A 20254-nucleotide genomic window follows, 5' to 3' on the forward strand; every position below is an offset into this window, starting at 1 on the left:
CAGCCCGGACAGGCGACGCGCACAGGCGCGTTCCCTACGATGGCGCGGTGACCAGTACCGCACCCGAGACCCTGGAGGGCCGGCAGTCCGTGGCAGAGCCCTCTTCGTGGCAGCAGCGGCTCCGGCGCTTCGGCTACGCGCCCCCCGCCGGAAGCGCCGCCCCCATCGGGCTGCGGGAGCGGCTCGACCCCCCGTACACCCGGCCCTCCCCGCGCGTGTGGTCGCTCCTCGGCGTCGGCCCCGACCGGGCCGAGCGGCTGTGGCGGCTGCTTGCCTGGGGCGGCCCGCTCCTGGTCACGGCGGTCGCGGGCGTGCTCCGGTTCTGGAACCTGGGCAAGCCGAACGCGGTGATATTCGACGAGACGTACTACGCCAAGGACTCCTGGGCGCTGATCAACCAGGGGTACGAGGGGGCCTGGCCGAAGGACATCGACAAGACGATCCTCGCCGACCCGGACTCGGTGCTCGTGCCGACCGATCCGGGCTACGTCGTCCATCCGCCGATGGGCAAATGGGTGATCGGCCTGGGCGAGAAGCTGATCGGCTTCGAGCCGTTCGGCTGGCGCTTCATGGTGGCCCTGCTGGGCACCCTGTCGGTGCTGATGCTGTGCCGGATCGGGCGGCGCCTGTTCCGCTCGACGCTCCTGGGCTGTCTGGCGGGCCTGCTGCTGGCGGTCGACGGGCTGCACTTCGTGATGAGCCGCACCGCGCTCCTCGACCAGGTGCTGATGTTCTTCGTGCTCGCCTCCTTCGGCTGCTTCGTCCTGGACCGTGACCGGGTCAGGAAGCGGCTGGCGGCGGCGCTCCCGGAGGACGAGGAAGGGGTGCTGCGGCCGGACAGGGAGGTCGCGGAGACGCTGCGCCTCGGCTGGCGGCCGTGGCGGATCGCGGCCGGCGTGATGCTGGGGCTCGCGGCGGCGACGAAGTGGAACGGCCTGTACGTCATGGTGGCCTTCGGCCTGATGACGGTCCTGTGGGACGTGGCGGGGCGGCGCACGGCGGGCGCGGTCCAGCCGCACCTCGCGGTGGCGAAGAAGGACCTGGTCCCGGCGTTCGTGTCGGTGGTGCCGGTCGCGATCGTGACGTACCTGGTGACCTGGACCGGCTGGATCGTCAGCGACAAGGGCTACTTCCGCTCCTGGGCCGCCGACCAGGACAAGCTGAACGGCGGCGGGACCTGGAGCTGGCTGCCGGAGTGGCTGCGCAGCCTCTGGCACTACGAGACCGAGGTCTACTCCTTCCACGTGGGCCTGACCTCGCCGCACACGTACGAGTCGAACCCCTGGTCCTGGATCGTCCTCGGCCGCCCCGTCTCGTACTTCTACGAGTCGCCGGCGCCCGGCACGAAGGGCTGCCCGGCCGACGCCGGGGAGAAGTGCGCCCAGGAGGTCCTCGCCCTGGGCACCCCGCTCCTGTGGTGGACCGCCTGCTTCGCGATCCTGTACGTCCTGTGGCGCTGGGCCTTCCGCCGCGACTGGCGCGCGGGCGCGATCGCCTGCGGCATCGCGGCCGGCTGGCTCCCCTGGTTCCTCTACCAGGAGCGCACCATCTTCCTCTTCTACGCGGTCGTCTTCGTGCCCTTCCTCTGCCTGGCGGTCGCCATGATGCTGGGCGCGCTCGTCGGCCCCCGGGGCTCCTCGGAGAAGCGCCGCACCTTCGGCGCGGTGGCGGCGGGCTGCCTCGTCCTGCTCATCGTCTGGAACTTCATCTACTTCTGGCCGATCTACACGGGCACGCCGATCCCGCTGGAGGACTGGCGGGGACGGATGTGGCTGGACACCTGGGTCTAGCGGGTGAAGACGGCAAGGGGGCGCTGCCACGGGTGGCGCCCCCCTTGGTCGTTGACCCGGCAGACGATCAACCGGGCCCTGCCGGCGGTGCGAGCTCCCGTCGAACGAGGCGTCGCGCGACTCGAGTCCTGGCGAATCCTCCGCGAAGCCCGCTGCGGCCCCGACCGCATGACGGCCATCGTCTGTTGGAGGACGACGGCCACCGGGTCGGCCTCGACGGATTCACCGCTCCCGATCCGTAACCGGATCATGAGAAGTGCCCCCGGCCGCTCTTCGGCTCGGGGGCACTTCTGTTTCACGGTGTCACGGCCTCACAACCAGACGAGGCGCCCTTCGGCAACCGAACAGACCGGATGGTCCCCCGCGCCGATCCTCGCCAGCGTCTCCGCCACGGAGTCGAAGTAGTCGGCCAATGACGCGTACTCGCCGGCGACCGTGGGCTCACCCACGAACCATCTGCCGACACGTCCGTCCCTCGCGTCGATGAACCGCCCCGCCCAGCCGTCCTGATCCGACACGAACGGGATCCACTCCTCGCGCCATTCGCTCCCGCCGGACAAGGGGTGGTTCGCGTGGAGCTTCTCCATCGCCCGGACGCCCAGGAAGAAGCTCGTCTCGTCCGGGAACCCGGCGTAACCGCAGCAGGCCACGTCGTCGTCCACCTGGTCCTCGGGAAGGTCCAGGTTGTTCCGCAGCAGCCACGCCCGCAGGTCCTGAGGTGATGAGACACCCATGCGCTCCTCGGCGGCCGCGAGCATCCGCTCCGTGGCCGGGCCGGGCAGGTCCGCGTGATCGGCCGGAGCGTACTCCCGGAGGAGATTCATCACGCGGTCCCAGCTCTCCACCACACTCATTCCCCGCTGCCTCTCCACACGGATGCGCTATGCCACTCAACGGGCTCCCCACTGTAGTTCGAACACCTCCCTCGACGGCGCGGGAGCCCTGTGCGCCGCGGTCCTCGATGCGCCAGGATTCGCTACCCCTCTCCAAAGCCTCTACCTGCGGTTTCACTGTTCTCCGCCCTGGCGTCGCCCCATGGCGCCATGGCTTTTGCGCCATGGTCAAATCAGGGCGAAACACGCATTCCGTCATCGGTCGAGGACTGATGCTTGATGAAGCCGATGAACTGCGGTTACCTCGTCCTGCAGCGGCTTCGCGTCTTGGCACTCGGGGCCCTGCCCCCGTACGCACATCGGGCCTGGCTGTGGGATGCCGCCCACAGCCAGGCCCGTGTGCGGGGCAGCGTGGGCCCGGCCGAGCATCCGTCGGCCGGGCCCTCTTTCCACCCGACCAGCCGTCCAGTCCCCGCTACTGCGTCACATGAAGCGTTCGACGCATCCCGCAATGGCAGTGATCGCCGTAAGGGCCAGCACCGTCAGTTCGACCCAGTCTCGTAACTGGGCCTCACGGCGCGGCCTCCTCTTCGACCTCTCCATCCGGTTCGACTTCCTCTCTCTCGGAGTCCCAACGGTGTTGGGTCCTGTCCCACGACAGGCGCTCGTGGAGAGAAAGCGGTGAACTCTCGCAACCTATCGCTGCCTCGACTCGATCCAGAACAAGATCCGTCGTTCGCCACTATTCGCCACACCCCGCCGTTCGAAAGCGCCACCTTCCGCCCCCCGTGACGATCCTGGCCACGCGCTCGGCGCTGTCTCCGGCACGGCAGACTGCCTCCGCACGGCCCGGAGACGGCCCGGCGCGGACGCGGCGAAGGCGGGTGCCCCGCCCGACGCCGCCGGTCCGAGTCCGGCCGCCGGGGCCGCCGGCTCCGTACAACCGTTCGCGGTGACGCGGGGTCCAAGGTGCGTACGCGGAGGCCCGGTGGGGCCTCTGGCGGTGACGGAGGCCCCTGTGTTCCGGGGGTCGAGGGGGTTCTTGTGGTACGTGTGCGCATGGCCGTGGTGGCGACCGCGTTGATCGCCACCGTGGCGCCGGTGGCGCTCGGGGGGACGGCGGCCCACGCGGCGCCCGCGACGGCGACCGCCGTCGGGGCGGCGGAGGAGGTCGGGAAGGTCGTCCAGGAGGGCGGTCGGCTGGCCGTTCCGGCGGGTGACGAGGGGGCGGTGACGCTGCGGTTCACGGCCACGCTCCCCGCCGGGACGAAGGGGCCGGTGACCGGCGTCCTCCGCCTGCCCGACATGCTGACCGAGAGCGCGGGCAGCTCGCCGGTGAGCGAGAACGTGCTCCGTTCCACCTGCGCGGTGAACGGGGTCGCGTACGGGGCGTGCCGGTGGGACATGCCCTACCAGTACGACGACCGGGAGGTGGAGAAGCCGTCCCTCGCCCTTCCCGCGGTGCCGGCGGCGGCCACCCTCGTCTACGCCGTCACTCTGGACGCCGACCGGAGCGCGACGGTCCTGGGACGCCCGGACGCCCGGGTCGAGCTGAAGGACGCCGGGGGCGCGGTGGTGGCCGTGGGGACGGTCGGCCTCGACTTCGTGGACGGGACGCCCTCCGCGCTGGAGCGCGGCGCCCTGCACGCGCGCGACAGGGACGGCGTCCTGTGGAGGTACGAGGGGACGGGCGACGTGCGCAGGCCGTTCGGGGCGCGCGAGCGCGTCGGCGGCGGCTGGAACGCGTACACCGCCGTCACCCCGCTGCGGAACGCCCGCGCGGCGGGGTACGGCGACCTGGTGGCCCGCGACAGGAGCGGGGTCCTCTGGTACTACCGGGGCACGGGTGACCCGGACGCGCCGTTCGCCCCGCGCACCCGGGTGGGCGGCGGCTGGAACGCCTACACCGCCCTCTCCGGTACCGGCGACGGCGATCTGGTCGCCCGCGACAAGAGCGGCGCGCTGTGGGTCTACGAGAAGACCGTCGGCGGCTCCGGCGCCCCCTTCAAGCCGCGCCGGTACGACGGCCAGGGCTGGAACGCCTACAACGTCCTGGTCCCGGCGGGCGGGAACGACGGCGCCCTGGCCCGCGACAAGAGCGGCGTGCTGTGGAAGTACGAGAACGCGGGCTGGAGCCCGGGCCCGCCCTTCGCGCCGCGGCACCGCGTCGGCGGCGGCTGGAACGTCTACACCGCCATCGCCGGCACGGCCGAACTGGGACGTGACGAGACGGGCGACCTCGTCGCCCGCGACGCCGCCGGGAAGCTCTGGCTGTACCAGGGCGTGACCACGAAGGGGAACGACCCGACCCGGTCCGACAGCGTCGTCCCCGGCCCCACCCGCAGCCTCGTCGGCGGCGGCTGGAACGCCTACGACATGATCTTCTGATCGTGTCCGTCCCCCCGTCCCCCTCCCTTCCCGCCCCGTCGTCATGGGAGGGGACGGGAGGGGCGGTTCTGACGAATGTGCCGGAAGTCCCTCGACACCGTTCGGGCACGCTGCTTGACTGAACGGCCGTTCTGGGGGAGGGGAAGCACAGCCATGCGCAGTGGAGCCAAGGTCGCGATCGTCGGAGGGGTCTTCGCGGTCGTCGCGGGCGGGGTCGGGTACGGGGGCTACAACCTGTGGAACGGGGTCACGGGCGGCGACTCGACCGTGAACACCCGGAGCGAGTCCGTACCGGAGAAGAGATCGGGGCCGGTCACGCCCGAGGAGACGACGGCCACCGCGAAGGACTTCCTGGCGGCCTGGGCGGCCGGTGAGTCCGACAAGGCCGCCCAGCTGACGAACGACCCGGTCACGGCCGGTCCCGCGCTGCTCGCCTACAAGGAGGGCGCGAAGGTCTCGAAGGCGGTGATCGTCCCGGGGACGCCGGTCGGCACGAAGGTGCCGTTCACGGTGCGGGCGACGGTCTCGCACGAGGGCGTGTCCAAGGAGCTGTCGTACGCCTCCGAGCTGACCGTGGTCCGGGGGACGACCACCGGCCGGCCGCTGGTGCGGTGGCTGCCGGCCGTCCTGCACCCGAAGCTGACCGCGGGCGCGACCCTGCGCACCGGCACCGCGAAGGTCGCCTCCGTCCGGGCCGTCGACCGGAACGGGGTGGAGCTGACCAAGGAGAAGTACCCCTCGCTCGGCGTGATCATCGACACCCTGCGGCAGCGGTACGGGGCGGAGGCGGGCGGCACGACCGGGGTCGAGACCTGGATCGAGTCGGACGGCGGGACCGTCGCCGACACCACCCTCCTCGTCCTGCGGAAGGGCAAGCCGGGCACGATCGAGACCACCATCGACGCGGGGGTGCAGGCGGCGGCCGAGAAGGCGGTCAAGGCGTACTCCCAGGCCTCGGTGGCGGCGATCGAGCCGTCCACGGGCGCGATACGGGCGGTGGCGAACAGCCCGGCGGAGGGCTTCAACGCGGCCTTCCTGGGAACGCAGGCCCCGGGCTCGACGATGAAGATCGTGACGGCCGCGATGATGATGGAGCACGGGATCGCCGGCCCCGGCAGCCGGGTGGAGTGCCCGCCCAGCGTGACGTGGCTCGGAACCTCCTTCCAGAACCTGGACCGCTTCGAGATCAAGGACGGCACCCTCACCGAAGCCTTCCGCCGCTCCTGCAACACCGCCTTCATCAAGGCGATCACCCCCCTCAACAAGAAGGGGGTCGCGGACACCGCCCTCGGTGAGACCGCCCGCCGCTACTTCGGCATCGGTTCCACCTGGGAGGTCGGCGTCCCGACGACGGACGGCAGTGTCCCCGCGTCGGACGGACCCGAGACGGCCGCCTCGTACATCGGCCAGGGGAGGATCACGATGAACGCCCTGAACGTCGCCTCGCTCTCCGCGACCGTGCGGAACAGCGGCTTCCAGCAGCCGTACCTGGTGGCGAAGAAGTACGGCGACCGGGAGTTCGCCACAGCCGAGCGGCTGCCCGAGGGGATCGCCTCGGGGCTGCGCACGATGATGAGGGCGGCGGCGGCCCCCGGCGGCACCGCGGCCGAGGCGATGGCGGGGGTGTCGTCCCCGAAGGGCGCCAAGACGGGTTCGGCGGAGGTCGACAACCAGGGCAAGTCGAACAGCTGGTTCACCGGCTACTCCGGCGACCTCGCGGCGGCGGCCGTCGTCCAGTCCGGCGGGCACGGGGGCGACGCGGCGGGCCCGGTGGTGGCGAGGGTCCTGAAGGCGGGCTGATCCGGGCGGGTTTGCGGGGCTTCCGGGGCCTGCGGGCTTCCGGGCCCTCCACGCTCCACGGTACGAAAGCCGGTCGCGTGGCCCGTACACGGACCGCTAGCGTGCGCCCATGACGACCCACAGCACCGCCCACCCCCTGTTCGCCGCCGCGCTCGAAGAGCTGGGGCTCGACGTCGAGGTCCGCCGCTTCCCGGACGAGACCCGCACCGCCCGGCAGGCCGCCGACGCGATCGGCTGCGAGGTCGCGGAGATCGTGAAGTCGCTGGTCTTCGCGGCGGACGGGGTGCCGGTGCTCGTCCTGATGGACGGCGCGTCCCGGGTGGACGTCGAGCGGGTGCGGGAGGCGCTGGGCGCGGCGGAGGTGACCCGGGCCGACGCGAAGGTCGTCCGCGAGACGACGGGGTACGCGATCGGCGGCGTCCCGCCGTTCGGCCACCGCACCCGGACCCGGGTCCTCGCGGACCGGGGGATCCTCGACCACGAGGTGGTGTGGGCGGCGGCGGGCACCCCGCACACCGTCTTCGCGATCGACCCGAAGTCCCTGGTCGCGCACGCGGGCGGCACGCTGGTGGACGTGCGCGAGCCGTCTGTGTGATCGCGCCCCCGACCGACCGCGCGGGCCCCGCCCTCGGGCGATCCGGCACGCGCGCCTCCGGCACATCTCCGAGCGGGAGTGGGACGACGTCACAATGACCGATGCGAACGGTGAACACGTGGATCGGGGCGCGTCCGGCGTCCCGGGCGGTGCGGCGTGGCTCAAAGGGCAGTTGCTGGACATCGCTTCCGCGTCGCGTCCGGACCACGGCCCCGTGGTGGTCCGCGAATGGACCGACTCCGTACGGCTCCGCGATCCCGCGCCGGTCGGTCTCCGCTCCCTGTTCCTGATCGGCATGGGCTGGGACGCCCACCCCTCGCCCTCGAAGTCCGGTGAGGTCGTGGCCGCCTTCGCCGAGGCCGGCTGGGCCGTGCGCCGACACGCTTCGGATCATTCGGATCATGACGGGGAGAGCCGGGCGACGGCCCGGCACGAGGACTTCGAGGTGAGGGTCTACGAGGGCAGCGGGTCCGGACTCGTGACCCTCACCGGCTGGACGCCGGTCGTGTACCCCGAACACCGGCTCGGCCAACCGCCCTTCACGCTCAGCACGGCCGACGGTGTGCTGTGCGACGCCTGTCACGGTTGGGGCGTCTGCCTGGACTGCGAAGGCAGGCCGTACGGCCGGTACGGACGATGCTGGTGCGCCGCGAACAACGCCGGTCCCGGCAGGTGCGTGGAGTGTGCGGGGCGTGGGGTCCACAGCCCCCGGGCCGTTCCGTGGAAGCGGCCCCGGCAAGGGCCGCACGGCGCGGACGCCGAGGGCGCTCCTCCGCCCGTGACGGTCGAAGCGGGCCACGATTCCCACCTCAGCGCGTTCACCGACGTCGCCCAACGAACCTGTTCGTGCGCGGAGTTCCGCTGCTTCTGGCGGAACTCCCTCCGCGGGGAGGGCGACCGTCTCCTCTCCCGATTCGACGGCACCTGCCAGGGGTGCGGTGTGCGGCGCGCCTACGCGTTCACGCTTCCCCTGCCGTGACCGCGTTTCCGCCGCACCACGGCCGCCTCCGGGCCGCTCCCCGTCACACGCCGAGTTCTTCGCAGAGTTCGGCGTACGCGTCCAGGTATTCCGGGTTGCTCCGGAACCCGGCGAGGCCGATGACGTCGAACTCGTCCATGGCGGAGGTCGCTCGCACGCCGAGGGCGGCGAGCGCCTGGTTGATCGACGTCGGATCGGTCGCCAGCCGGTCCTCGCCGTCGAACACGACGGCGCCCTGGTGGCCGACCCCGGCGAAGTAGTGCGTTTCGATGATCGCGAACCGGGGCCTGTCGGTGCCGGTCACCTCGCGGACGAGGTCGCACAGCACCGCTTCCGTCGGAAACAGGAGGGAGAGGCCCTCGGGAAGGTCGAGCGACGCGCTGTTCCGGCGCTTCGCGGCCCAGTACGCGGAGAAGTAGTGGTTGATCGGGAACACGCTGAGGCCGTCGTGGACGAGTACGGCCCGCAGGCCCACCGAGCGGGCCCTCGGCGCGTCGACCTGTCCGGTGACGACGAGTGCGCAGATCTCATGGGACATGCGCGCACCCTAGCCGTACCGGCGGGACGGCGTCAGGCCGCGTGCGCGCAGACCGGGCCCGGGTCCGCCGTCGGGATGCGCATCCGGCGCAGGAGGTCGCGGGTGGCGCGGAGGGTCAGGGTGCTGCGCCAGGCGGTTCCCGGGTGGCGGGCGCGGAGGTGGGAGAGGGCGCGGGTGCCCAGGCCGCTGCCGTGGAAGCGTTCGTCGAGGGTGACGCCGGTGATGACGCCCCGGGCGCACCGGGCGCACATCCGGTAGTCGATCTCGCCGACGACCCGGCGGTCGTGGACCAGAAGCAGGCACTCCTCGCCGGGGCCGGGGTCGTCGGGATCGTGCGTGGACAGGAACTCGATCGCCCCGTAGACCGCGATCCGGCGGCGGAGACGGGTGCTGATCCTGCCCGGTCGTGAGTGCCGGCCCGTGGTCCGGTCGGACGACGGGGCGGAGGTGGAGCCGAACAGAGTGCTGCTGCTGGGGCGCGCATGGTGTCCGTGCATGGACTCCGTGTGCCCCGCGCCCCGGGAGGTATACCCCCGGGGCGGCGGCGACCGGTCGCGCCGGGCGCTCAGCGGCGGCCGCGACGGCCCCGGCGGGTCCGGCGCAGGATCAGGAAGGCCGCCAGGGCGGCGGCTCCGGCGAGCAGCGGGGTGCGGTTGGCCTTCGCCTTGTCCGCGACCGCTCCGGCCTTCTCCAGGACCGGGTCGGGAGTCTTCTCCTGGACCAGGTCGGCGGTCTGCGCCGCCTTCTCCCTGGCCAGGTCCGACGCGACCGCCGCCTTCTCCTTGGCCAGCTCGGTCGCGACCGCCGTCTTCTCCTTGACCAGGTCCGACGCCACCGCCGTCTTCTCCTTGGCCTTCTCGGTCGCCACCGCCGTCTTCTCCTTCACCAAGTCGGCCGACTGCGCCGCCTTCTCCTTCACCAGGTCCCCGGCGACCGCCGCCTTCGCCTTGGCCTTCTCGGTCGCGGCCGCGGCCTTCTCCCTCGCCTCGGCCACCTTCTCCCCGGCCTGTGCCTTCACGTCGGCCTTGGCCGCCAACGCCTCGACCGTGCGGCCGAGTTCGTCGCGGGTGTGCTCGGCCTGTGCGCGCAGTTCCCCGAGGTCGTCCGCCGTCTTGTCGCGGTGCGGCTGCTGGTTCATCGGTGGGCCCTCTCCTTGATCTCGGCCACGTCGGCCTTGACGTTGTCGATGGTCTGCTCGGGGGCCGGCGCGCCCGCCGCGTCGATCTGCTTCTTGCCCGCCAGGGCCATGCCCGCCGCGCCCGCCGCGAGCAGGACGGCGACGATCAGGGCCGAGGCCCAGACCGGGAGGACCAGGGCGAGGGCCGCGATCACGGCCACCACGAGGGCCTGCGCGGCCAGGACGCCGACCAGGCCGGCGCCGCCGAACAGGCCGCCGCCCACGCCGTACCGCTTGCCCTTCTGGGTCATCTCCGCCCGCGCCAGGCGCATTTCGTCGCGGACCAGGTCCGAGATCTGCTGCGACGCCCGCGAGACGAGGTCGCCCACCGACGCGTCGGCGGCGCTGCCGTGGACCGGCCGTTGGATGGTGCTCATCGCGTCCTCTCTTCGTCCGTCTCCCTTGACTTCCCTTCTCCTTCGCCTGCTCGGTCGGAGCGATTTCACACGGGCCCGTTCGCCCCCGGCGTCAGGCGCGCCTCCAGGTGTCCCGGCAGCGGATACCGCCGCTCCGGCGGGAAGTGGCGGCGGGCCCGGGCCGCGTCGCCGGCCCTCAGGAGGTCGGCGGCCTTGCGGACGCGGGGCGTGAGGTCGGTGAGGGAGACCGTCCAGTCGTCGGTGAGGGCGCGGACGCGGTGGCGGCCGACGCCGACCTGGATGCTGTAGTGGTTGAGGGCCGCTCCGCGCGGGGAGCGCTCCGGGTCCCACTGGACGTGGACCGGCGCCCGGGACAGGACGTCCGGGTCCGCCGTCGTCAGGGCCGCCTCCGCGAGGGCCGCCTCCCAGCCCTCCCGGGTGATCCGCACCGCCAGGATCCTCTCCTGGCCCGGTTTGCGGCCCCAGTTGCTGCGGTGCATCAGCCAGAGGAACGACGGCTTGATCCACGTCATCCGGTGGAAGGAGAACGGCGCCACGAAGCGGCCCGCCCGCAGCGCCGCGTCGGCGAGGGCGGGCGGGTACGCCTGGTAGACCACGATCGTGTCCGCGTCGTGGTCCGCGCGGATCTCGTACGGGGATGCCATGCCCCGCACCCTGTCAGCGGGCTCCGGGGCGCCGCGAACGATTTCCCCGGGGGTCCCCCGCCCCCTCAGTCCCCCAGCACCTCCGCGAAGTGCCGGTTCACCGCGAGGAGTCCGCCGTCGACGCGCAGGACCGTGCCGGTGATCCAGGAGGCGTCCGGGGAGGCGAGGAAGGCGACGGCGGCGGCGATGTCCTCGGGGGTGCCGACGCGGCCCAGCGGATAGACCCGCTCGGCCAGGGCGGCGAGCCCGGCCTCCCGGCCCTCCCACGCCCTGGTCGCGATCGTCCCCGGGTTGATCTGGTTGACCCGGACCCCGCGCGCCGCCGCGTCCCCCGCCAGGGTGCGGGTGAAGGAGGCGAGGCCCGCCTTGGCCGCGCTGTACGCGTGGTTGCCGAAGTCCGCCTCCGCGTTGACCGACCCGATGGTGACGATCGCCCCGCGCCCGCCCGCCGCCAGGTGCGGCAGCGCGGCCCGCGAGCAGCGCACCGCCCCCATGAACGTGACCTCGTGCTGGACGGTCCAGACCTCGTCCGGCTCGTCCTCGAAGCGGTCCCGGTCGGGGGCGACGGGCCCGAGCGCGTTGTTCACGAGGACGTCGAGCCCGCCGAAGGCCTCCACCGCGTACGCCACGGCCGCGTCCACCGACCCCTGGTCGGACACGTCGCAGCGTACGGACTCCGCCCCCGGCAGCCCGGCCGCCGTCACGCGGGCCGCCTCCTCGTCGACGTCCGTGACGAGGACCCGCGCGCCCTCCGCCGCGAGGCGCCGCGCGGTCGCCGCGCCGATGCCGCGCGCCGCGCCGGTGATCAGCACCCCGTACCCGTCGAGCCGTTCCCGAAGATCCGTGCGTTCCGTGCGTGCCGTACGTTCCGTGCGTCCCGTGTGCTCCATGGGGTGATCACAGCACCGGAACCGCCGTCCGCACCAGGCCCGGGCCCGTGGCGGGAAACCGCCTCGCGCGGCGCGCCGGTGATCACCTACTGTCGCAAGCCCTGGTGTCCGGCGCGGATCCGCATCCCGTCCCGGTCCGCACGAGAAGACGGGAACGACCGGATCATGGGTCAGCTCATCGCCGTGGCGGTCATCACCGTCCTGGCCGTCATCAGTCCCGGCGCGGACTTCGCGATGACCGTCCGCAACAGCTATCTGTACGGGCGGACCGCCGGGGTCCTCGCCGCCGTCGGCATCGCGCTGGGCGTCCTCGTCCACGTCACGTACACCATGCTGGGCGTCGGGCTCCTGGTGTCCCGGAGTCCGGCCCTCTTCACGGCGATGAAGCTGATCGGCGCCGCGTACCTGGTGTACATCGGCTACCGGACCTTCGTCACCAAGACCCGGGTGGACGTCGACCTGTCGGACGGCGGGGGCCTGTCGAAGGCGGGCGCGCTGCGCACCGGCTTCCTGACGAACGCGCTCAACCCGAAGACGATGCTGTTCGTCCTGAGCACCTACACCCAGGTCGTCAGCGCCGACACCCCCGTGCCCCAGCAGATCGGCTACGGCCTGTTCATGTCGTTCGCGCACCTGGTGTGGTTCGCGCTCGCCGCGCTGCTCTTCTCCCAGCAGGCCCTGCGGGACCGGCTGCTGCGACGGCAGACCGTGCTCAACAAGGCCATCGGCACCGTGCTCGTGGGCCTCGGGGTCGTGCTCGCGCTGACCCCGTCGGCGGCCTGATCCGCGACGACGGGACCGTCAGGCCGTCACCGCGCGGACCGCCCGGACGAGCGCCTGGGCGCGCGGGTCCGCCGTGACCGTCTTCCGCATTCCGTTGGTGACGTACCCGAAGGCGATCCCGGAGTCGGGGTCCGCGAAGCCCAGGGAGCCGCCCCGGCCCGGGTGGCCGAAGGACGAGGGGCCGAGGAGCGGCGAGGCCGGGCCGTGGAGCATGTGCCCGAGGCCGAAGCGGGTGCCGACGAGCAGCACCCGGTCCGTGCCCGCCGACTCCTCGGTACGGGCGAGGGCGAGCGTCTCCGGGGCGAAGAGGCGCTCGGCGCCGTCGACCGGGCCGAGGGCGGCGGCGTAGAAGCGGGAGAGCGCGCGGGCGGTCGCGACGCCGGCCGAGCCGGGGAGTTCGGCGGCCCGGTAGACGGGGTCGTTCTCGTCGGGGCGCGGGTCGATGACGCCGAAGGCGCGCCGGGTGAGCGAGTCCGGGTCCCGGTACGCCTCGGTGACCGCGCGCTTGGGGCGGAGCCGGAGCGCCCCGCTCCCGGCCGGTTCGACCTCCTCGACGGGGCCGATGCGGCCGACCCGGTGGGCCTCCGCGTCCGGCAGCCCGATCCACAGGTCGAGGCCGAGCGGTCCGGCGATCTCGTCGGCCACCCAGCGGCCGATGGTCCGGCCGGTGACCCGGTGGACCAGGCCGGAGAGCAGCCAGCTGAAGGTGTGGGCGTGGTAGCCGTGGGCGGTGCCGGGCTCCCAGACGGGGGTCTGGGCGGCGATCGCGGCCGTCGCCGTCGGCAGGTCGGCGGCCTCGGCGAGGGTGAGCGGCCGGTCCAGGACGGGCACGCCGGCCCGGTGCGCGAGCAGGTCCCGTACGGTCGCGCGGTCCTTGCCGGCCGCCTTGAACTCGGGCCAGTACGCGGCGACGGGGGCGTCCAGGTCGAGCAGGCCGCGCTGGTGCAGGAGCAGGGGGACGGCGGCGGCGACGCCCTTGGTGGCCGAGCGGACGACCTGGGCGGTGTCCTCGGTCCAGGGCTCCTCCCCGTCGACGTCCTTGGTGCCCGCCCACAGGTCGACGACCCGCACGCCGTCGTGGTGGACGGCGACGGCCGCCCCGCGCTCGCCGCGCTGCTCGAAGACGCGCAGGAACGCCTCCCGGACGGGCTCCCAGCCCGCCGCCACCGTGCCCCGGACGTCCACGTTCCCGCTCCTCGTCTCTCCTGGTGCTCCGCCCCCATGGTGCAACGCGGCACGCCGGAGGCGGATTCCGGGGCCCCCGGAGCGGTTCAGGCCACCGACTGCGGTACGAAGCCGAACGGCAGCTCCAGGCGGTGCCGGGCCATCAGCTCCCCGTCCGCGAGGAGTTCACCGGTCGGCCCGTCGGCGGCGATGACGCCCTCGCTGAGGACCACCGCGCGCGGGCAGAGCTCCAGGGCGTACGGCAGGTCGTGGGTGACCATCAGGACGGTGACGTCCAGGGAGCGCAGGACGTCGGCGAGCTCGCGGCGCGAGGCCGGGTCCAGGTTGGAGGACGGTTCGTCCAGGACGAGGATCTCCGGCTCCATGGCGAGGACGGTCGCCACCGCGACCCGGCGGCGCTGCCCGAAGGAGAGGTGGTGCGGCGGCCGGTCCGCGTACTCCGCCATCCCGACCCGCTCCAGGGCCCGCCGCACCACGGCGTCGAGCGCGGCGCCGCGCAGTCCGGCGGCGGCCGGGCCGAAGGCCACGTCCTCGCGGACGGTCGGCATGAACAGCTGGTCGTCGGGGTCCTGGAAGACGATGCCGACCTTGCGGCGGATCTCGGCCATGTGCTTCCTGCCGACCGGGAGCCCGGCGACGGTGACGGTGCCCGCGCCGCCGGTGAGGATGCCGTTGAGGTGGAGGACCAGGGTGGTCTTGCCGGCGCCGTTGGGGCCGAGGAGGGCGACCCGCTCGCCGCGCCCGACGGTCAGGTTCACCCCGAAGAGGGCCTGGTGGCCGTCGGGGTAGGCGTACGCGAGGCCGCGGACGTCGAGCGAGGGGACGGGGGAAGGGGCGGGAGAGGGGGCGGGGGCGTTCATCGGAGGGTCCATCCCAGGAGGCAGATGAGGAGGGCGGCCAGCGGCAGCGCGGCGGCGTACGCCCACTGGGCGCGGGTGGCGGCCACCTCGTCGAGGACCGGGATCGTGCCCGTGTAGCCGCGGCTGACCATGGCCAGGTGGACCCGTTCCCCGCGCTCGTACGAGCGGATGAAGAGCGCGCCCGCGGACTTGGCGAGGACGCCCCAGTGGCGCACGCCCCGCGCCTCGAAGCCGCGCGAGCGGCGGGCGACGGACATGCGGCGCATCTCGTCGGTGATGACGTCGCCGTACCGGATCATGAAGGAGGCGATCTGGACGAGCAGCGGCGGCAGCTTCAGTCGCTGGAGGCCGAGGAGCAGGGAGCGCAGCTCGGTCGTGGCGGCGAGGAGCACCGAGGCGGCGACGCCGAGGGTGCCCTTGGCGAGGACGTTCCAGGCGCCCCACAGGCCGGGGACGCTCAGCGGGATTCCGAGGACCTGCGTCTGCTCGCCGGGCACCACGAAGGGCATGAGCAGCGCGAACGCGACGAACGGCACCTCGACGAGGAGCCGCCCGAGCAGGAAGCCGGCCGGGATCCGGGCCTTCGCCGCCACGGCCGCGAGGAGCGCGGCGTAGAGGGCGAAGGCCCAGACGGCCTCGCGGGGCGTCGAGACGACGACCAGGACGAAGCCGAGGACGGCGACGAGCTTGGTGTGCGCGGGCAGCCCGTGGACCGGCGAGTGTCCGTGCCGGTAGAGCTTGTGGGCGTGGCCCGCGCCCACGTCAGGCGCTTTCCGGTGCGGCGGCGCGGCGGCGGCGGACGACCAGGAAGACGCCGGTGCCGACGGCCAGGGTCGTGCCGACGCCGATGACGCCGGCCAGGCCGCCGGAGAGGCGCTCGGCGTCGACGCCCCGGACGCCGTAGTCGGCGAGCGGGGAGTCCGCGGTGGCGTGCTCGTACTCCTCGGCCTTGGCGTCGATGCCCTGGTCGGCGGCGACCTTCTCCAGGCCGTCGGGGTCGGCGGAGGCGTAGAAGGAGACGAAGCCGGCGAGGACGAGGGCGGTGACGACGCCGCCGATCCACAGCTTCTTCGGGGAGCCGTGGGCGGGGGCGGCCGGGGCGGCGGGCTCGGCGTCGACCAGCTCGCCGTCGACCCGGAGCTTGAGCGGGGCGGTCAGGCCGCGCGCGCCGTACACCAGGTCGGGGCGGACGGCGAGGACCGCGCCGACGGTCAGCATGGTGATGATGGCCTCGCCAATCCCGATGAGGACGTGCACGCCCACCATGGCCGTGAGGACCTTGCCGACGGGGACGTCGGTGGTGCCGCCGACCGCGTAGACCAGGGTGAAGGCGACGGCCGCGGCCGGTACGGAGACGAGCGCGGCGACGAAGGAGGCGGCGGTCACCGAGCGGCGGGTGCGCGGCAGGACCAGGACGAGGCCCCGGAAGAGCGCGTAGGCCACGACGACGGTGACGACGCCCATGACGTCGATGTTCACGCCGAGCGCGGTGAGGCCGCCGTCCGCGAAGAGGACGCCCTGCATGAGCAGGACCACCGATATGCACAGGACGCCGGTCCAGGGGCCGACGAGTATCGCGGCGAGCGCGCCGCCGAGGAGGTGTCCGCTGGTCCCGGCGGCGACCGGGAAGTTCAGCATCTGGACGGCGAAGACGAAGGCCGCGACGAGCCCGGCGAGCGGCGCGGTGCGCTCGTCGAGCTCGCGGCGGGCTCCGCGCAGGCTGACGGCGACGGCGCCGGCGGCGACGACACCGGCGACGGCCGATACGGGGGCGTTGATGAATCCGTCAGGTACATGCACGTCGGAATGATGGGCGCTCCTGCGAAGGGCTTGCAAGAGCGCATGGGTCACATCATGGTCGCGGCTTCCCCCGCATGAGGCGTGCGATCACGGGGAAGAAGTGCCACATTGGCTTATAAGAGGACGAAACGTCAGGAGCCACCGATGGCCACCGCACCCGCTCCCGCAGTCGACGACCGTGCCAAGGGTCGGATCATCACCGACGCCCCGCTCTCGCGGCCCGTCCCGGTGGCCCTCCGCTACGACCCCGGATACTCCCCGGCGACCGTCCGCTTCGTCTTCCCCGGCGCCGTCGAGTGGTCCTTCCCGCGCGCCCTCCTGGAGACGGGCCTGCGGAATCCGACCCGGCGCGGCGACATCGGCGTCTGGCCGTGCGGCCGGGTGCAGACGGTGGTCGAGTTCCACACGGAGGAGGGGGTGGAGGTCGTCCAGTTCGACACCGCCGCCCTGGTCCGGTTCCTGCGCCACACGTACTCCTCCGCCCCCTCGGACGTGTCGGGCACGCGGACGCCGTCGGCGCGTCGCTGACGGGCGACGTGCCGACGGCGTCGGGTACGCGGCGGATCAGACCTTCACGAGGTCCGGCTTCTCCTCCGTGCCGGTCCCGCCGGTGTGCGCGGCGAGGGCCTCGCCCTCCACGTCCACGTTCGGCAGGGCGCGGTCCAGCCACTTCGGCAGCCACCAGGCCTTGTGGCCGAGCAGTGCCAGGACGGCCGGGACGATCGCCATGCGGACCACGAAGGCGTCGAAGAGGACCGCGACGGCCAGGCCGAAGCCGATCATCTTGATCATCTGGTCGGTCATCCCGATGAAGCCGGAGAAGACCGCGATCATGATCACCGCGGCGGCGGTGACCACCCGGGCGCTGTGCCGGAAGCCGGTCACGATCGCCTCGCCGGGACGCTCGCCGTGGACGTACGCCTCCCGCATCCGGGTGACGAGGAAGACCTCGTAGTCCATCGCGAGGCCGAAGACCACGCCCACCATGAAGATCGGCATCATCGACATGATCGGGCCGGTCTGCTCGACCCCGAAGAGGCTTCCGAGCCAGCCCCACTGGAAGACCGCGACGACCGCGCCGAGGGCCGCGACCACCGAGAGCAGGAAGCCGAGGGCCGCCTTCAGGGGGACGAGGACCGAGCGGAAGACCAGGGTCAGGAGCAGGAAGGCGAGACCGACGACGAGGGCCAGGTAGGGCACCAGGGCGTCGTTCATCTTCTGCGAGAAGTCGATGTTCATCGCGGTGGCGCCGGTGACGAGGACGTCGTCGCCGGTGGCGTCGCGGATGTCGTGGACGAGGTTCTCGGTGGCGACGGAGGACGGGCGGTCCTTCGGGACCACCGTGATCATCGCGGCGTCGCCTGCCTTGTTCGGGGTCGCCGGGGTGACGGCGGCCCAGCCTTCGAGCTTCTTGATCGTGGAGACCGTCGTGTCGGCGGCGGCCCTGTCGCCGTCGACGACGACGAGCAGCGGGCCGTTGAAGCCGGGGCCGAAGCCGTCGGACAGCATGTCGTACGCCCGGCGCTCGGTGGTGGAGACCGGCTTCACGCCGTCGTCCGGCAGGCCCATCTCCAGGGAGGCGGCGGGCACGGCGATCGCGCCGAGGCCGAGGACGCCGACGAGGAGCACGAGCGCGGGGCGGCGGATGACGAAGCGGGCCCAGCGGGTGCCGCCGTTCGGCTTCTCCCCCTTCTCGTCGCCCTCGGAGGCCGCGCCCTTGCGCTGCTTGCGGCCGACGACCTTGTCGCCGGCGAAGCCGAGCAGGGCCGGGATCAGGGTGAGCGCGATGAGGACGGCGATGACGACCGTGCCGGCGGCGGCGAAGCCCATCTTCGTCAGCATCGGGATGTTGACGACGGCCAGGCCGACGAGGGCGATGACGACGGTGAGTCCGGCGAAGACGACGGCGGAGCCGGCCGTGCCGGTGGCGCGGCCCGCGGCCTCCTCCCGGTCCCGGCCCTCGGCCAGCTCCGCGCGGTAGCGGGAGACGATGAAGAGGGCGTAGTCGATGCCGACCGCGAGGCCGATCATCATCGCGAGGGTGGAGGTGGTGGAGCCGAGGTCGAGGACGTTCGCGAGCGCCGTGATCGAGGAGACGCCGATGCCGACGCCGATGATCGCGGTGAGCAGCGGGAGTCCGGCGGCGACGAGCGAGCCGAAGGTGATGACGAGCACGATGCCGGCGATGACCACGCCGACGACCTCGCCCGCGCCGGTCTCGGGCATGGTCTGGAGGGCGTCGCCGCCGACCTCGACCGTCAGGCCCTTGCCCTGCGCCTGGTGCCCGGCCTGCTTCAGGGCCTCGCGCGTCTCGTCGGTCAGCTCCATGGCGTTGACCTTGTACGCGACGGAGACGTAGGCGGTGGAGCCGTTCTGCGAGACGGCCTGCGCGGTGTACGGGTCGGCGACCGAGACGATCTGGTCCGAGCCCGCCTTGAGCGCGGCGACGGTCTCCTCGACGACGGCCTTGTGCGCCGGGTCGGTCACCTTCTGGCCCTCGGGGGCCTTGAAGACGACGCGGGCGGTGGCCCCGTCGGCTCCGGCGCCCGGGAAGCGCTCTTCGAGCAGGTCGAAGGCGCGCTGGGCCTCGGTGCCGGGGATCGAGAAGGAGCTGGAGGTGGCGGCGGGCGCGGTCGCGGCGCCGACGCCGGCGAGCGCGAGGAGCGCCACCCAGAGGAGGGCGACGAGCCGTCGGCGCCGGAAGGCGGAACGACCCAGTTTGTACAGGAACGTGGCCACGGGGGCGTACTCCCGGTGTTGAGGGACAAGGGCATGGGGAGCCGGCCCGACGGCGTGAGCGGCGCGACGTCAGGTGGAGAGGGTGGTGCCGGGGCCTCCGGAGAGGTGGCCCCGTGGGGCTCGGACGCCGAGTGAGGGGAGCACGACGGCGTCGACGTAGGCGGTGAGGAACGCGTGGTCGACCGGCTGATCCTCGATCAGCGGGCGGGCGACGAACGCGCCGATCAGCATGTGCGGGACGAGCTTCAGCGCCGGGTTGCCGGCGTCGACCTCGCCCCTGCGGACCGCCCGGCGCAGCACTTCCTCGAAACCGTTCATCTCGGGTTCGATGAGCAGCTCGCGCAGCGCCCGGTGCAGGTCGGGGTTGTCGTGGACGGCATGGGCCAGACCCCGCATCAGCGCGGAGTCCTTCTCCATCTGGCAGTCGTCGGTCCGTTCGAGCATCTCCCGGAAGTCGCCGCGCAGGGAGCCGGTGTCGATCTCGGAGAGGTCGGCCGGCTTGTTGGCGCGCAGCGCCCGGGCGACCAGCTCGGGCTTGCTCCCCCACTGGCGGTAGAGGGTGGCCTTGCTGGAGTGGGTGCGGGCGGCGACGGCGTCCATGGTGAGGGCGTCGTAGCCGACCTCGCGGAGGAGGTCGAGCACGGCCGCGTACAGCTCGGACTCCCGCTCGGGAGTGAGCCTGCTGCGCGCCATGCCGGGTCTCCTGCTTCAGCGGCCCTTCCACGGACCGGGGAAGGGTGAACGAAACGGTTTCGTACCGTACGAAGGTACCCCGGCCCCCCAGCGAAACGAAACCGTTTCGTACGTGTTCTGGCCCACACCGGCGGGACCCTCCGGAGGCGCCCGCATACACGTACGAGTTGCCACGCCCCCGCC

General features: G+C 72.7%; 20 protein-coding genes and 1 pseudogene. 8 read left to right on the forward strand and 13 right to left on the reverse strand.

What is annotated here, in order from left to right; genetic code table 11:
* The first annotated feature begins 47 nt into the window (after positions 1–47).
* On the forward strand, positions 48–1790 hold the full coding sequence (locus ACIQVI_RS28340; RefSeq protein WP_403600861.1) for a dolichyl-phosphate-mannose--protein mannosyltransferase: 1743 nt from the start codon (positions 48–50) through the stop codon (positions 1788–1790).
* A 54-nt stretch (positions 1791–1844) separates the two neighbouring features.
* A pseudogene (locus ACIQVI_RS28345) lies at positions 1845–1970 on the forward strand (IS5/IS1182 family transposase); the annotation flags it as partial.
* 131 nt (positions 1971–2101) lie between these two features.
* On the opposite strand, the gene ACIQVI_RS28350 reads toward ACIQVI_RS28345, so the two are convergent.
* Positions 2102–2644 carry an SMI1/KNR4 family protein gene (locus ACIQVI_RS28350; RefSeq protein WP_403600864.1) on the reverse strand — a complete coding sequence of 181 codons (543 nt, stop codon included), beginning with the start codon at positions 2642–2644 and terminating at the stop codon, positions 2102–2104.
* Positions 2645–3667: 1023 nt separating this feature from the next.
* On the opposite strand from ACIQVI_RS28350, the gene ACIQVI_RS28355 reads away from it, so the two are divergent.
* From ACIQVI_RS28355 to ACIQVI_RS28370, 4 genes are all read left to right on the forward strand, one after another.
* The gene (locus tag ACIQVI_RS28355; RefSeq protein WP_403600866.1) at positions 3668–5011 is read left to right on the forward strand and encodes a hypothetical protein; all 1344 of its coding nucleotides are present in this window, start codon (positions 3668–3670) and stop codon (positions 5009–5011) included.
* A 153-nt stretch (positions 5012–5164) separates the two neighbouring features.
* Entirely contained in the window at positions 5165–6811 is a 1647-nt protein-coding gene (locus ACIQVI_RS28360; RefSeq protein WP_403600869.1) for a penicillin-binding transpeptidase domain-containing protein, read from the forward strand.
* A 109-nt stretch (positions 6812–6920) separates the two neighbouring features.
* The gene (locus ACIQVI_RS28365; protein ID WP_403600872.1) at positions 6921–7406 is read left to right on the forward strand and encodes a YbaK/EbsC family protein; all 486 of its coding nucleotides are present in this window, start codon (positions 6921–6923) and stop codon (positions 7404–7406) included.
* A 214-nt stretch (positions 7407–7620) separates the two neighbouring features.
* Positions 7621–8385, forward strand: a complete 765-nt coding sequence (locus ACIQVI_RS28370; protein WP_403600875.1) for a hypothetical protein — start codon at positions 7621–7623, stop codon at positions 8383–8385.
* 43 nt (positions 8386–8428) lie between these two features.
* Here ACIQVI_RS28370 and ACIQVI_RS28375 read toward each other — a convergent pair whose 3' ends face one another.
* The 6 genes from ACIQVI_RS28375 to ACIQVI_RS28400 form a co-directional block, all read right to left on the reverse strand.
* Positions 8429–8923 carry a hypothetical protein gene (locus tag ACIQVI_RS28375; protein WP_403600879.1) on the reverse strand — a complete coding sequence of 165 codons (495 nt, stop codon included), beginning with the start codon at positions 8921–8923 and terminating at the stop codon, positions 8429–8431.
* A 32-nt stretch (positions 8924–8955) separates the two neighbouring features.
* Complete coding sequence (locus tag ACIQVI_RS28380) at positions 8956–9420, reverse strand: hypothetical protein (protein ID WP_351969006.1); 465 nt, start codon at positions 9418–9420, stop codon at positions 8956–8958.
* A gap of 68 nt (positions 9421–9488) precedes the next feature.
* Positions 9489–10061 (reverse strand): DUF3618 domain-containing protein, encoded by a 573-nt coding sequence (locus tag ACIQVI_RS28385; RefSeq protein WP_403600882.1) that lies wholly within the window; start codon positions 10059–10061, stop codon positions 9489–9491.
* Complete coding sequence (locus ACIQVI_RS28390) at positions 10058–10477, reverse strand: phage holin family protein (RefSeq protein ID WP_403600885.1); 420 nt, start codon at positions 10475–10477, stop codon at positions 10058–10060. The genes ACIQVI_RS28385 and ACIQVI_RS28390 overlap by 4 nt, the downstream gene beginning before the upstream one ends.
* A gap of 65 nt (positions 10478–10542) precedes the next feature.
* Positions 10543–11121 (reverse strand): DUF4291 domain-containing protein, encoded by a 579-nt coding sequence (locus ACIQVI_RS28395; protein ID WP_403600888.1) that lies wholly within the window; start codon positions 11119–11121, stop codon positions 10543–10545.
* 65 nt (positions 11122–11186) lie between these two features.
* Positions 11187–12011: an SDR family NAD(P)-dependent oxidoreductase gene (locus ACIQVI_RS28400; protein WP_403600891.1), complete on the reverse strand. Its 825-nt coding sequence runs from the start codon at positions 12009–12011 to the stop codon at positions 11187–11189.
* 165 nt (positions 12012–12176) lie between these two features.
* Here ACIQVI_RS28400 and ACIQVI_RS28405 point away from each other — a divergent pair, with 165 nt between their 5' ends.
* Entirely contained in the window at positions 12177–12794 is a 618-nt protein-coding gene (locus ACIQVI_RS28405; protein ID WP_403600894.1) for a LysE family translocator, read from the forward strand.
* An 18-nt stretch (positions 12795–12812) separates the two neighbouring features.
* Here ACIQVI_RS28405 and ACIQVI_RS28410 read toward each other — a convergent pair whose 3' ends face one another.
* The 4 genes from ACIQVI_RS28410 to ACIQVI_RS28425 form a co-directional block, all read right to left on the reverse strand.
* Positions 12813–13979, reverse strand: a complete 1167-nt coding sequence (locus tag ACIQVI_RS28410; RefSeq protein ID WP_403600897.1) for a serine hydrolase domain-containing protein — start codon at positions 13977–13979, stop codon at positions 12813–12815.
* 86 nt (positions 13980–14065) lie between these two features.
* Positions 14066–14839: an energy-coupling factor ABC transporter ATP-binding protein gene (locus ACIQVI_RS28415; protein ID WP_403600900.1), complete on the reverse strand. Its 774-nt coding sequence runs from the start codon at positions 14837–14839 to the stop codon at positions 14066–14068.
* Positions 14836–15600: a cobalt ECF transporter T component CbiQ gene (gene cbiQ, locus ACIQVI_RS28420; RefSeq protein WP_403600903.1), complete on the reverse strand. Its 765-nt coding sequence runs from the start codon at positions 15598–15600 to the stop codon at positions 14836–14838. The genes ACIQVI_RS28415 and cbiQ overlap by 4 nt, the downstream gene beginning before the upstream one ends.
* A gap of 1 nt (position 15601) precedes the next feature.
* Positions 15602–16639: an energy-coupling factor ABC transporter permease gene (locus ACIQVI_RS28425; RefSeq protein ID WP_403600906.1), complete on the reverse strand. Its 1038-nt coding sequence runs from the start codon at positions 16637–16639 to the stop codon at positions 15602–15604.
* A 144-nt stretch (positions 16640–16783) separates the two neighbouring features.
* Here ACIQVI_RS28425 and ACIQVI_RS28430 point away from each other — a divergent pair, with 144 nt between their 5' ends.
* A complete protein-coding gene (locus ACIQVI_RS28430; protein WP_121830966.1) occupies positions 16784–17167 on the forward strand; it encodes an SsgA family sporulation/cell division regulator in 384 nt (127 codons plus the stop codon).
* Between the two features lie 36 nt (positions 17168–17203).
* Here ACIQVI_RS28430 and ACIQVI_RS28435 read toward each other — a convergent pair whose 3' ends face one another.
* Positions 17204–19378 (reverse strand): MMPL family transporter, encoded by a 2175-nt coding sequence (locus ACIQVI_RS28435; RefSeq protein ID WP_403600909.1) that lies wholly within the window; start codon positions 19376–19378, stop codon positions 17204–17206.
* A 69-nt stretch (positions 19379–19447) separates the two neighbouring features.
* Positions 19448–20071 (reverse strand): TetR/AcrR family transcriptional regulator, encoded by a 624-nt coding sequence (locus ACIQVI_RS28440; protein WP_351968995.1) that lies wholly within the window; start codon positions 20069–20071, stop codon positions 19448–19450.
* Positions 20072–20254: the final 183 nt, after the last annotated feature.

This window comes from Streptomyces sp. NPDC098101 (assembly GCF_044760185.1).
In the GTDB taxonomy this organism is placed as follows: Bacteria; Actinomycetota; Actinomycetes; order Streptomycetales; family Streptomycetaceae; genus Streptomyces.